The following is a 12,569-nucleotide window of genomic DNA, read 5'->3' on the forward strand; positions in this document are numbered from 1 at the left end:
AGGCTGAAACGTGAGAAATTTTGAATTTCGAAACAGTTTCGGCACATCTGAAGGTGATTACAATCTTATTTATTGGCTCACCTAGATGGCATGTGCTTTGCTAATAGGCTTGTTGAGACGCGTGGAGGCAAAACGGATGGTCTATTTAGTTTTTGATCAGGTGGGGTAAGGGATGCACTTCAAATTGCACGGCGGCGAGCAATTCACAGGCGGTTCCTTGAACGGCCACCATCCAGCGAATGGTTCCGGGGTCCTCGAAGAGGTCCCCGATCGCCGAATTTCTCCTTTTGACCTGGCCCGGGTGATCGAACGTGTCAGCCGGCGCTTTCTCGACTACCTCAGGCTCGAACTGTCCAAGCTCGGCGTCGACGACATCTCGCCATCGCAAGTGATGGTCCTGATGACGATCGGACAAGGCGAGATCGCGGTCCGCGATCTCTTGGATCGCGGCCATTATGGCGGCTCGAACGCCTCCTATAATCTCAAGCAATTGGTCGAGAACGGCTATCTCGACCGCGGCGCCTCGCCGCGCGACCGCCGCCAGGCTCGCATCTCCCTCTCGCTGAAGGGGCAGATGCTGTGCGAGCGGCTGCGCTTGCTCGACGAGGCCAGTCAGGTCGGCCAGCGGCTCGAAAGCAATCGCGAGACCGACGTCAACACGACCCACGAGACCCTGCGCCAACTCGAACAGTGGTGGAACGATGCGCTCCGCTACAGCGGAGTGCTGCTCGCATCATGCATGTCCTATTCGTTCATCGCACAGGATCTGGTCAATTCGCTGCTTTGATCGGCAGCCTCGTCGCCGAAGGCGTCGAGGTTACGCTGATCACCGAACGTCCGGCGCAGGAGGCGCCGGGCGTTCGCCAGCTCGTCTATTCCGTCGACGAGACCGCGACCCAGCATCCGGCGCTCGCCGCCACCGAATATCACCTGCGCACGGGCGAGGCGGTGGCGCGGCTGATGGAGCGCCTGAACCGCAGCGACCCGCCCGATGTCGTGCTCGGCCATATCGGCTGGGGCGGCATGCTCTTCGCCCGCGACGCGCTGCCCGATGCGGGACTGATCGGCTATTGCGAATATTATTACCGCAGCACCGGCTCGGACCTCGATTTCGGTATCGACGAGCCGGTTCCCGCGGCCGACCGCCAGCGCGTACGCATGCGCAACGCAGCCCAGCTTCTCGCGCTCGACACGCTCGATGCCGCCTATGCCCCGACGCAATGGCAGCGCCGGCAATATCCGGCTGCCTATCGCCAGGGCATCGCCGTCTGCCATGACGGCATCGACACGCAAACCTGCCGGCCCGATTCGGAGGCCTCCTTCGTCCTGCCCGACGGCCGCGTGCTGACGCCCGCCATGCCGGTCGTGACCTTCGTCGCCCGCGATCTCGATCCCTATCGCGGCTATCCCGAATTCATGCGCGCGGCAGCGACCCTGGCGGCCCGTCATCCCGACGCGCTCTTCGTCGTGGTTGGCGGCGACGGCTCGGGCTATGGCCGCCCGCGCTCCGACGGCAATAGCTGGCGCGAGGCGATGTGCGCCGAGACCGAGCTCGGAGACCGGATCGTCCATATCCCCTGGCTGCCCTATGAGAACCTGATCCGGCTGTTCCAGGTCTCGGCCGTCCATGTCTATCTCACCGTCCCCTTCGTCCTGTCCTGGTCGCTGCTCGAAGCGATGGCCTGCGGCTGCCTCGTCGTCGGCTCCGATACCGAGCCCGTGAGGGAAGTGATCCGCGACGGCGTTAACGGCCTGCTCTCCCCCTTCCATGATGCGCAAGCGCTGGCGGAGCGCATCGAGGAAGCACTGTCGAGCCCGGCGCTGATGCGACCTTTGCGCCGCGCCGCGCGCGAAACCGTGATCGCCGCTTACGAACGCGAGCGCTGCCTCGCGCGCCAGACCGGCTGGGTCCATCAGTTCGGCGATTAGGGCATCGGCCCGGAAAGCGGCGCGCGGTCCTCGGGAAAAGTCGATGCTGGATCAAATGCCTTTCAACCGGCAACCGACCCCGCGAACGCCAGGGCCGCCGCCCGGACCGTTTCCGCGAAATCCAGCGCGATGGCGGAGCGGAAGCGGCCGGCGCCCCAGATAATGGCGATGTCGTAGGTCACCGCCGGCCTGAGCGGCCGTACTTCGACGCCCCGGCCGCGATATTCGGCCGCCGTGAACGGATCGACCACCGACAAGCCCGCGCCGGCCGCGACCAGCCCGCAGGCGATCATCGACAGCGGCGTCTCGACACGGGTCTGGCGCGCGACGCGATGGGCCGAGAACAGGGCATCAATGCGGTAACGCAGCTGCGTCGACTGTTCGAGCGAGATGAAGGGCTCGTCGACGAAATCCTCCGGCGTCAGTTCGGCCTTGGCCGCGAGCCTGTGCCCGGTCGGCAGCACGGCGACCGGCGCCATCGCCGGCAGGATCTCGATATCGATCCCCGGGAAATCCAACGGGAGCTGCGCAAAGCCCAGTTCGCAAAAGCCCGAGGTGACCCAGTCCACGACCTGCGAGGAGATGCTGCCATAGAGCGCGATCTCCAGGTCCGGCTTCTGCTTGAGATAGCCGCCGACGACCCGCGGCAGGAAGCCGACATTGAAGGCCGGCAGCGCCGCAACACGCAGCGAGCCGGCCCGCCCGTCGCGCAGGTTGCGGGCGGCGTTCTCGATGCGCTCCAGCCCGACGAACTGGCGCTCTACCTCGCGATAGAGCGACAGCGCCTCATTGGTCGGCACGAGTCGTGCGCCCCGCTTCACGAAGAGCGGCAGCCCGAGCGCATATTGCAGGTCTTGGATCAGGCGCGTCACCGCCGGCTGCGTGATGTTGAGCGCCTGCGCCGCCGCGGTTATGCCGCCGGTCACGATCACCGTGCGGAAAGCCTCGATCTGGCGCGGATTCAGCATGCTCAGGTCCCCAAAACCAGACATAACATTTCGGCATGGCTTGCACGAAACATTCGATTTGACCAGTTTGAGATCAGCCCCGAACCTGACGGCATCACTCGAAAACGAGGAGGGGATACCGTGAAACTCGCCATCACATTCGCGCTCGCTGCCGGCACCGCACTCGCTGGCTCCGCCGCCTTCGCCCAGCAGAAGACCATCTATGTCGCCGGCTATGGCGGCTCCTACGAACAGACCATGCGCAAGGAGGTCATCCCGGCCTTCGAGAAGCAGGCCAACGTCAAGGTGGAATATGTCGCCGGCAATTCGACCGACACGCTCGCCAAATTGCAGGCGCAAAAAGGCAACCAGCAGATCGATGTCGCGATCGTCGACGATGGCCCGGCCTATCAGGCCGTGGCGCTCGGCTTCTGCGGCACGCTGACCGACGGCGCGGTCTACAAGGACGTGGCGCCGGTGATGAAGTTCAAGTCGAACAAGGGCGTCGGCCTCGGCTTGGTCGGCACCGGCCTGTTCTACAACAAGAAGGTCTTCGACGAGAACAAGTGGCCGGCCCCGACCTCGTGGAACGACCTGAAATCGAAGACCTACGGCAAGAAGATCGTCGTGCCGCCGATCAACAACACCTATGGCCTGCACGCCCTGATCGCCTTCGCCCAGATGGCTGGCGGCGGCGAGAACAATATCGAGCCGGGCTTCGAGGCGTTCAAGAAGGACATCAACCCGAACATCGTCGCCTACGAGCCCTCGCCGGCGAAGATGACCGAGCTGTTCCAGAACGGCCAGGCCGTGCTCGGGGTCTGGGGTTCGGGTCGCGTCAAGGCCTTCGCCGATACCGGCTTCCCGGTCGAATTTGTGTATCCCAAAGAGGGTGGCTACGCGCTGGGCTCCGCCGCCTGCCCGATCGAGGGCTCCAAGAACGCGGCCGAGGCCAACGCCTTCATCCAGTTCATGCTCTCGCCCGCGATCCAGAAGATCATGGCGACCGGCGCCGGCTTCGGCCCCGCCAACATGACGGTGACGCTGACGCCGGAGGAGCGGAAGGGCTTGCCCTATGGCGACGAGGTCAAGACCCTCAAGGCGGTCGACTGGGACGTCGCCAACGCCAAGCGCGAGGAATGGACCAAGCGCTGGAACCGCGAGGTCGAGCGGTAACATAGTCCGCCTTCGAACCTCGCCGTCATCCCGGACGTAGCGAAGCGACGATCCGGGATCCATCGTAGAGCGCGACGCCCTTCGATGGATCCCGGGTCAAGCCCGGGATGACGAAGGAGTTTCCGCGCCCTCAAACGAGGCCAGCAATTAACCCATGTCCCATCTCGTTCTCGAAGGCCTCGGCAAGTCTTACGGCAGCGCGGTTGCGGTCGAGGGGCTCGACCTCTCGGTCGCGCGCGGCGAGTTCATCTCGCTGCTCGGCCCCTCCGGCTGCGGCAAGACCACGACGCTGCAGATGATCGCCGGCTTCGTGCCGGTCGACCGCGGCCGCATCCTGCTCGACAGCCGCGATCTCGGCGGCGTCGCCCCCAACAAGCGCGGCCTCGGCATCGTCTTCCAGAGCTATGCGCTCTTTCCCCATATGACCGTGGCGCAGAACATCGCCTTCGGACTGGAAATGCGCGGCGTCGAGAAGGCGGAGCGCGAGAAGCGCACGCTGGAGGCGATGGCGCTGGTCGGACTGAAGGGCTTCGAGGAGCGCTATCCCCGCCGCATGTCGGGCGGCCAGCAGCAGCGCGTCGCGTTGGCTCGCGCGCTGGTGATCAGGCCCTCGCTGCTCCTGCTCGACGAACCCCTCTCCAATCTCGACGCCAAATTGCGCGAGGAAATGCAGGGCGAACTGCGCCAGATCCAGCGCTCGATCGGCACGACCACGATCCTCGTCACCCATGACCAGCACGAGGCGATGGCGCTCTCCGACCAGATCGTCGTGATGAATCGCGGCCGCGTCGAGCAGATCGGCGCGCCCGATGCCGTCTATGGCGCACCCGACAGCGCCTTCGTCGCGAATTTCCTCGGCAAGACCAACGTGCTGAAGGCGACCGGCGACGGCCGCGGCCATGTCACGATCGAGGGTCTTTCGGTGCCGCTCCCCGATGCTGGCTCCGGTTCCCTGCGCATCGCGGTCCGCCCGGAGCGTCTCGGCTTCGCGGCCGAGGGCGCCCCGGGCTTTACGGCCCGCATCACGTCGCGCATCTTTCAGGGCGCGCATTGGCTGCTGAGCGCCGAGAGCGTCGCCGGCACGGTCACCCTGATCCGGCACAATGACGGCGCGCCCGTTCCTCGCGAAGGCGAGACGGTGAAACTCCGTTTTGGCCCCGGCGACGCCGCGCTGCTGGCAGAGGGCCCAAGCTCATGAGCCCGGACGTTTCCGCCCGCGCAACGCCCTATTGGATGACGGGCCCGGCGCTCGCCGTCTTCCTCGCCCTCGTCATCATCCCGCTCGGCATGACCGTGCTGCTCGCCTTCTACGACTGGGGCCAGTACAAGGGCATCGTCGCCGAGTTCACGCTGAAGAATTTTCGCGAGATCTTCAGCGACAGCTATTTCCTCGAAGTCTTCCTGCGCACCTTGCGCATCGCCGTGCTGGTCACGCTCTTCGCCATCCTGATCGGCGTGCCCGAGGCCTATATCCTCAATCGCATGTCGCCGGCCTGGCGCGGCATCTGCCTGCTCGCGATCATCGGCCCGCTGCTGGTCTCGGTCGTCGCACGCACGCTCGGCTGGGCGCTGCTGCTGGGCTCGACCGGCCTCGTCAACCGTGGGCTGATGGCGCTCGGCCTGATCGGCCAGCCGCTCGAATTCATGTTCACCGAGACCGGCGTGGTGATCGCGCTCGTCCACGTGCTGATCCCCTTCATGATCCTCGCGGTCTGGGCCTCGCTGCAGCGGCTCGACCCGCAGATCGAGAACGCCGCGCTCTCGCTCGGCGCCTCGCGCTTGACCATCTGGCGGCGCGTGATCCTGCCGCAGATCGTGCCGGGCATCCTCTCGGGCTCGATCATCGTCTTCGCGCTGGCGGCGAGTGCCTTCGCCTCGCCGGCGATCATCGGCGGCCGGCGGCTCAAGGTCGCGGCGACGCTGGCCTATGACGAGTTCCTGAACACGCTGAACTGGCCGCTCGGCGCTGCCGTCGCCGTGCTCCTGCTCGCAGCCCTGGTCATCCTCACCGTCGGCGCCAACCGGCTGGTCGAGCGCCGCTATTCACAGGTGTTCGAATGAGCCGCAACGGTCCCTTCGCCGTCCTGTTCCACACCCTTTTCGTCGTCTTCATGCTGGCGCCGCTGGTGGTGGTCTGCCTCGTCGCCTTCACGCCGGAGGGCTATCTCTCCCTGCCCGGCCGGGTCTGGAGCCTGCGCTGGTTCAAGGCGATCCTCGACTATCCCGAATTCCTGCGCGCCTTCCGCGACTCGCTCTGGCTGGCGGCGCTCTCCTCCACCGTCGCGATCGGGCTGGCCGTCCCCGCAGCGCTTGCCATCGCCCGTTGCCGCTTTCCCGGCCGCGAGGCGATGACGGCCCTGTTCATGTCGCCATTGATGGTCCCCCATGTCGTGCTGGGCATCGCCTTCCTGCGCTTCTTCACGCAGATCGGCCTCTCCGGGACCTTCCTCGGGCTGGTGCTGAGCCATATCATCGTGATCATTCCCTTTGCGCTGCGCCTCGTTCTCGCCGCCTCCTACGGGATCGACCGGCGCATCGAGCATGCCGCGATCTCGCTCGGCGCAAGCCCGGCCGTGGTCTTCCGCCGGGTGACGCTGCCGCTGATCCTGCCGGGCGTCGTCTCGGGCTGGCTGCTCGCCGCGATCAACTCCTTCGACGAGGTGACGATGACCGTCTTCATCGCCTCGCCCGCCACCACCACGCTCCCCGTCCGGATGTTCCTCTACATCCAGGACAATATCGACCCGCTCATCGCAGCCGTCTCCGCCTGCCTGATCGCCCTGACCGCCATCCTGCTGCTGGCACTGGACAGGCTCTTCGGGCTCGACCGGCTGTTCGTCGGAACCGGAAAAGGCTGAACCCGTGTCCACTCTCCCCACAGAACCCGATGTCGCTGTAATCGGCGGCGGCGTGGTCGGCGGCGCCATCGCGCTCGGCCTCGCCCGCAACGGCGCCAAGGTCGCGATCCTCGACGAAGGCGATACCGCCTTCCGGGCTTCGCGCGGCAATTTCGCACTGGTCTGGGTCCAGTCCAAGGGTTTTGGCATGCCCGACTACGCGCTCTGGTCGCGCCGCTCCGCCGATGCCTGGCATGAATTGGCCGCCTCGCTTGCCGGCGAGACCGGAATCGACGTCGCCCATAGCCAGCCCGGCGGCTTCATGCTCTGCCTCTCGGAGGCCGAGCTCGACAAGCGTGTCGAAGCGATGCGCCGCCTCCACAACAGCCGGCCGCTGACCGACTTTCCCTATGAAGTGCTCGACCATGCCGAGACGAAGCGGCGCCTGCCCGCGATCGGCAAGGACGTGGTCGGCTCGCTCTATTCGCCGCTCGACGGCCATGTGAATTCGCTGAAGCTCTTCCGTGCGCTGCGCGAGGCGACGGTCCGGCGCGGCGTCGACTATCGCCCGAACAGCCCGGTCGAGAGCATCGTGCCCCGGGATGGCGGCTTCGCCATCACCGGTCCCTGGGGCGAGATGCGCACTGGGAAGGTCGTGCTCTGCGCCGGCCTCGGCAATGCCCGCCTCGCCCCGATGGTCGGGCTCGATGCGCCGGTGAAGCCGAGCAAGGGCCAGATCATCGTCACCGAGAAGACCGAGCCCTTTCTGCACAATCCGATGGTCACGGTCCGCCAGACCGACGAGGGCGGCGTGATGATCGGCGACAGCCAGGAGGATCGCGGCTTCGACACCGTCGTCGGCCAGCCGATCCTCTCGACCATGGCGGAACGGGCCGTGAAGATGTTCCCGCGCCTCGCCGGCCTCAATGTCGTCCGCACCTGGTCGGCCTTGCGCGTGATGAGCCCCGACGGCTTCCCGATCTACGACCAGTCCGAAACCCATCCCGGCGCCTTCGTCGTCACCTGCCATTCCGGCGTGACGCTCGCCGCCAATCATGCCCTGACGCTCGCTCCCGCGATCCTCGCCGGCACCTTGCCGGAGAGCGTCGCGAGCTTCACTGCACGGAGGTTCCATGTTCCGGCCCATAGCTGACCTTGCTGCGAGCGGAGAGCTCAGCTTCACTTTCGACGGCCGGCCGATGACGGCGCGTGCGGGCGACACGGTCGCCGCAGCCCTGCTCGTCAACGGCATCACCGCCTGCCGCGAGACCCCGGTCTCCGACACACCGCGCGCGCCCTATTGCCTGATGGGCGTCTGCTTCGACTGCCTCGTCGTCATCGACGGCATCGGCAACCGGCAGGGCTGCCTCGTCCCTCTTGCAGAGGGCATGCGCATCGAAACCCAGCATGGCCGCCGCCATCTCACGGAGGCCGTGGAATGACCCCGATCGCCAACATCGAACAGCTCGCCGAGAGCTATGACCTCGTCGTGGTCGGCGCCGGTCCCGCCGGTCTCTCCGCTGCGGCGCGTGCCGCCGAGCTCGGCCTCTCCGTCCTGCTCGCCGACGAGAACCCGGCGCCGGGTGGCCAGATCTATCGCGCCGTCACCACGACACCGGTGAAGAACCGCGCCGTCCTCGGCGAGGATTACTGGCGCGGCGCCGACATCGTCGCGCGCTTCGAGCGCTCGAAAGCCGCTTACGCCCCGCGTTGCACCGTCTGGTCGATCGGCCCGGACGAGACCGCGCCCGGCACATTCGAGCTCGGCCTCTCGCTCGACGGCAAGGCCCGCATCATCGGTGCGCGGCAAGTGATCCTCGCCACAGGCGCACAGGAACGTCCCTTCCCGATCCCCGGCTGGACCTTGCCCGGCGTGATGACGGCGGGCGCCGCCCAGATTGCGCTCAAATCCGCCGGCGCCATTCCGTCGGGGCGCACGGTCATCGCCGGCTGCGGCCCCTTGCTCTACCTGCTGGCGGGGCAGCTCGCGGCCGCCGGTTGCCAGATCGCCGCCGTGCTCGACACGACGCCCTCGGCCAATTGGTCGAAGGCGCTCGGCGCCATCCCGGATTTCCTGCGCTCGCCCTATCTTGCCAAGGGCCTCAAGCTGATGCTCGCCGCACGGCGCAAGCTGCGCTTCGTCTCCGGCGTGACCAGCCTGACGGCGACGGGCAGCGGAAAGCTGGCGACGGTCCAGTTCGAGCAGAACGGCCGCACGGGCACCATCGCCTGCGACACCCTTCTGCTGCATCAGGGCGTGATCCCGAGCGTCAACTTCTCCAATGCCGCCGGCTGCGCCCATGATTTCGACACCGAGCAGCACGCCTGGGTGCCGCGCGTCGATGCCTGGTTCGCCTCGACCGTGCCCGGTATCGCCATCGCCGGGGACGGCGCCGGCATCGGCGGGGCGGAAAGTGCCGCGCTGCGCGGCGAAATCGCGGCCATCGGTGCAGCATCGCGGCTAGGCAAGCTCAACGAAGCCGAACGCGATCGGCAGGCCGCCCCGATCCGCGCCGAACTGGGCAAGAAGCTGCACGGCCGGCGCTTCCTCGACCTGCTCTACAAGCCGGCACCGCAATTCCTGGCGCCGCCCAAGGACGAGACAATCGTCTGCCGCTGCGAGGAGGTCACGGCCGGCCAGATCCGCGACGCCGCGAAGCGCCTCGGCGTCACCGGCCCCAACCAGATGAAAGCCTTCCTGCGCTGCGGCATGGGCCCCTGCCAGGGCCGTCTCTGCGGCCCGACCGTGGTCGAGCTGATCGCCGAGACGCGCGGCACGACCCCGGCCGAGACCGGCTATTACCGCCTGCGCCCGCCGATCAAGCCGGTCACGCTGGCCGAGCTGGCCGCCCTGCCGCAGACCGAGGCCTCGGTGAAGGCGGTCGTGCGGTGAGTGCGGAGCGTCGCAATGCCGATGTCATCGTCATCGGCGGCGGCATCCATGGCTGCTCGACCGCTATGCATTGTGCCATGCGCGGGCTCTCGGTCATCCTGATCGAGAAGGACCATGTTGGCCGCCACGCTTCCGGCGTCAATGCCGGCGGCGTGCGTCAGCTCGCGCGTCATGTTGCGGAGATCCCACTCTCCAACACCTCGATGGCGCTTTGGCACAACATCGCCGAATTGGTCGACGACGATTGCGGCTTCACCAGCGACGGGCAGGTTCTGGTCGCCGAGGACGAGGCCGATCTGGAAGGCTGTCGCGCCCGCGTCGCCGACCTGACGCTGCGCGGCTTCCATCATGAGGAGATGATCGACGCGAAGGAATTGCGCGCCATCGTTCCCGCCGTTTCCGAGACCTGCCCGGGCGGCGTGATCTCGCGCCGCGACGGTGCCGCGATCCCCTTGCGCGCGACGCAGGCCTTCAAGCGCAAGGCCGAGAGCCTCGGCGTCTCCATCCGCGAAGGCGTGCGTGTCACCAAGGTCGAGCAGGACGGTGAGAACTGGCGCGTCGTCACCGATGCCGGCGATTTTCTCGCCCCCCGCATCGTCAACGCCGCCGGTGCCTGGGCTGACCGCATCGCCAACGATCTCGGCGAGCCCGTGCCGCTCTCGGTCATCGCGCCGATGCTGATGATCACCGCGCCGCTGCCGGCCTTCATCAAGCCCGTGGTGATCCTGCGCGGGCGAAAACTCTCGTTCAAGCAGTTCGACAACGGCACGGTGCTGATCGGTGGCGGCCATCTCGGGACGCCCTTGCGCGACGAGAACGTCACGCTGCTCGACTGGCGCAAGCTCGCGATCAGCGCCGGCACGGTCTGGGACCTCTTCCCGATCATGCGCGGCGCGCCCGTCGTGCGGGCTTGGGCCGGCATCGAGGCGCGCATGCCGGACGACCTGCCAGTCTTCGGCAAGAGTGCCAAACACGAGGGCGTCTATCACCAGTTCGGCTTCTCGGCCCATGGCTTCCAGCTCGGCCCCGGCGCCGGCGCCGTGATGGCCGAGATCATCGCGACCGGCCAATCGAACGTGCCGATCGACGGCCTCGACATCGCCCGTTTCAACACCATCCACTGAGCTTCAAAGGAGAAGACCCATGGCCATCAAGCGCTCCATCCGCACGCCCATCCAGAACCGCGTCGTCGAGACCGGAAACCTCGCCTTCGTCGGCGGCGTTGTCGCCGACGACACCAAGCAGGGGATGGGCCCGCAGACCCAGAACATCCTCGGCAAGATCGAGGGCTATCTCGGCGAGGTCGGGCTCGATCGCAAGGCGATCGTCGCCGCCCAGATCTTCGTCACTGATCTCACTCTAAAGAGGGAGATGGACGCTGTCTGGACCAGCTTCTTCGGCGAGGACATGCCGACCCGCGCGACCGTCGGCGTCGCCGATCTCGGCGGCCCGTTGATCGAGATCGTGGTCACCGCCTCGCGCTGAGCGGTTCCAGCGAACACAAGGCTACAGGCGCGATGCCGCGCCTGTAGTCCTTCCTCCGAAAGCATGAACGGGGGTGCCCAACCTTCCGGCGCTGGCATAGGGTCGCATCTGACGACAGCCTAGAGACCAGCATGCAGCACGCTTCCGACCATTCCGAAATCCGCGATGCCGTCGCCAGGCTCTGCGCCGATTTCCCAGGCGAATACTGGCGCAAGCTCGATCGCGAGATGGCCTATCCGACGGAGTTCGTGACGGCGCTGACCGAAAGCGGCTTCCTCTCGGCCTTGATCCCCGAGGACTATGGCGGAGCCGGGCTCACGCTCTCGGCCGCGGCTGTCATCATGGAGGAAATCCAGCGCCAGGGCTGCAACGGTGCCGCCTGCCACGCCCAGATGTATGTGATGGGTACCGTGCTGCGTCATGGCAGCGAGGACCAGAAGCAGCGTTACCTCTCCAAGATCGCCTCCGGCGAATTGCGCCTCCAGGCCTTCGGCGTCACCGAGCCGACCAGCGGCACCGACACGACCGCGCTCAGGACGACCGCCCGCCGCGAGGGCGACCACTACATCGTCAACGGCCAGAAGATCTGGACGAGCCGCGCCGCGCAATCCGACCTGATGCTGTTGCTCGCCCGCACGACGCCGCGCGATCAGGTTCAGAAGCGCACCGACGGGCTCTCGGTCTTCATCCTCGACATGCGCGAGGCGCTGAAGGACGGCCTGACCATCCGGCCGATCCGCACGATGATGAACCACGCCACCACCGAGGTCTTCTTCGACAATGTGAAGGTCCCGGCCGAAAACCTCGTCGGCGAGGAGGGCAAGGGCTTCCGCTACATCCTCTCCGGCATGAATGCCGAGCGTATCCTGATCGCCGCCGAATGCGTCGGCGATGCCAAATGGTTCATCGACAAGGCCTCGGCCTATGCCAGGGAGCGCCATGTCTTCGGCCGGCCGATCGGCCAGAACCAGGGCATCCAGTTCCCGATCGCCAAGGCCTACGCCAATATGCGTGCCGCCGAGCTGATGGTGCGCGAGGCGATCCGGCTCTACGAGGCCGGCGCCAATCCGGGCGCCGAGGCGAACATGGCCAAGATGCTGGCGGCTGATGCCTCCTTCGAGGCGGCCAATGCCTGCGTCCAGACCCATGGCGGCTTCGGCTTCGCCGAGGAATACGATGTCGAGCGCAAGTTCAGGGAGACGCGGCTCTATCAGGTCGCGCCGATCTCGACGAACCTGATCCTGTCCTATCTGGCCGAGCATGTACTGGGCATGCCGCGCTCGTACTGACCGAAGGCCTGGG

The 12,569-nt window shown here is 66.4% G+C and carries 13 protein-coding genes; 12 read left to right on the top strand and 1 reads right to left on the bottom strand.

The features are described from left to right. The first annotated feature begins 184 nt into the window (after positions 1-184). A complete protein-coding gene (locus FHT98_RS10130) occupies positions 185-787 on the top strand; it encodes a MarR family transcriptional regulator (protein WP_244512109.1) in 603 nt (200 codons plus the stop codon). After that, positions 784-1,929: a glycosyltransferase gene (locus FHT98_RS10135; RefSeq protein ID WP_248309193.1), complete on the top strand. Its 1,146-nt coding sequence runs from the start codon at positions 784-786 to the stop codon at positions 1,927-1,929. The genes FHT98_RS10130 and FHT98_RS10135 overlap by 4 nt, the downstream gene beginning before the upstream one ends. Before the next feature lie 62 nt (positions 1,930-1,991). Here FHT98_RS10135 and FHT98_RS10140 read toward each other — a convergent pair whose 3' ends face one another. Then, a complete protein-coding gene (locus tag FHT98_RS10140; RefSeq protein ID WP_142113939.1) occupies positions 1,992-2,897 on the bottom strand; it encodes a LysR substrate-binding domain-containing protein in 906 nt (301 codons plus the stop codon). Positions 2,898-3,017: 120 nt separating this feature from the next. On the opposite strand from FHT98_RS10140, the gene FHT98_RS10145 reads away from it, so the two are divergent. The 10 genes from FHT98_RS10145 (at position 3,018) to FHT98_RS10190 (ending at position 12,556) form a co-directional block, all read left to right on the top strand. Beyond that, a complete protein-coding gene (locus FHT98_RS10145) occupies positions 3,018-4,052 on the top strand; it encodes an ABC transporter substrate-binding protein (protein ID WP_142113940.1) in 1,035 nt (344 codons plus the stop codon). Positions 4,053-4,206: 154 nt separating this feature from the next. Further along, on the top strand, positions 4,207-5,250 hold the full coding sequence (locus FHT98_RS10150) for an ABC transporter ATP-binding protein (RefSeq protein ID WP_142113941.1): 1,044 nt from the start codon (positions 4,207-4,209) through the stop codon (positions 5,248-5,250). Continuing rightward, positions 5,247-6,113, top strand: a complete 867-nt coding sequence (locus FHT98_RS10155) for an ABC transporter permease (RefSeq protein ID WP_113584404.1) — start codon at positions 5,247-5,249, stop codon at positions 6,111-6,113. The genes FHT98_RS10150 and FHT98_RS10155 overlap by 4 nt, the downstream gene beginning before the upstream one ends. Continuing rightward, positions 6,110-6,910 (top strand): ABC transporter permease, encoded by an 801-nt coding sequence (locus tag FHT98_RS10160; protein ID WP_142113942.1) that lies wholly within the window; start codon positions 6,110-6,112, stop codon positions 6,908-6,910. Before FHT98_RS10155 ends, FHT98_RS10160 begins: the two co-directional genes overlap by 4 nt. Positions 6,911-6,914: 4 nt before the next feature. Beyond that, positions 6,915-8,042 carry an NAD(P)/FAD-dependent oxidoreductase gene (locus tag FHT98_RS10165; protein ID WP_142113943.1) on the top strand — a complete coding sequence of 376 codons (1,128 nt, stop codon included), beginning with the start codon at positions 6,915-6,917 and terminating at the stop codon, positions 8,040-8,042. Next, positions 8,023-8,331: a (2Fe-2S)-binding protein gene (locus FHT98_RS10170; protein ID WP_142113944.1), complete on the top strand. Its 309-nt coding sequence runs from the start codon at positions 8,023-8,025 to the stop codon at positions 8,329-8,331. Before FHT98_RS10165 ends, FHT98_RS10170 begins: the two co-directional genes overlap by 20 nt. Then, entirely contained in the window at positions 8,328-9,782 is a 1,455-nt protein-coding gene (locus FHT98_RS10175) for an NAD(P)/FAD-dependent oxidoreductase (RefSeq protein WP_142113945.1), read from the top strand. Before FHT98_RS10170 ends, FHT98_RS10175 begins: the two co-directional genes overlap by 4 nt. Positions 9,783-9,847: 65 nt before the next feature. Next, positions 9,848-10,906: an NAD(P)/FAD-dependent oxidoreductase gene (locus tag FHT98_RS10180; protein WP_210244418.1), complete on the top strand. Its 1,059-nt coding sequence runs from the start codon at positions 9,848-9,850 to the stop codon at positions 10,904-10,906. A gap of 19 nt (positions 10,907-10,925) precedes the next feature. Continuing rightward, positions 10,926-11,267: a Rid family hydrolase gene (locus tag FHT98_RS10185; RefSeq protein WP_142113947.1), complete on the top strand. Its 342-nt coding sequence runs from the start codon at positions 10,926-10,928 to the stop codon at positions 11,265-11,267. A 131-nt stretch (positions 11,268-11,398) separates the two neighbouring features. Continuing rightward, on the top strand, positions 11,399-12,556 hold the full coding sequence (locus FHT98_RS10190) for an acyl-CoA dehydrogenase family protein (protein ID WP_142113948.1): 1,158 nt from the start codon (positions 11,399-11,401) through the stop codon (positions 12,554-12,556). Positions 12,557-12,569: the final 13 nt, after the last annotated feature.

It is taken from the genome of Allobosea sp. AK1, assembly GCF_006714945.1.
Lineage (GTDB): Bacteria > Pseudomonadota > Alphaproteobacteria > Rhizobiales > Beijerinckiaceae > Allobosea > Allobosea robiniae.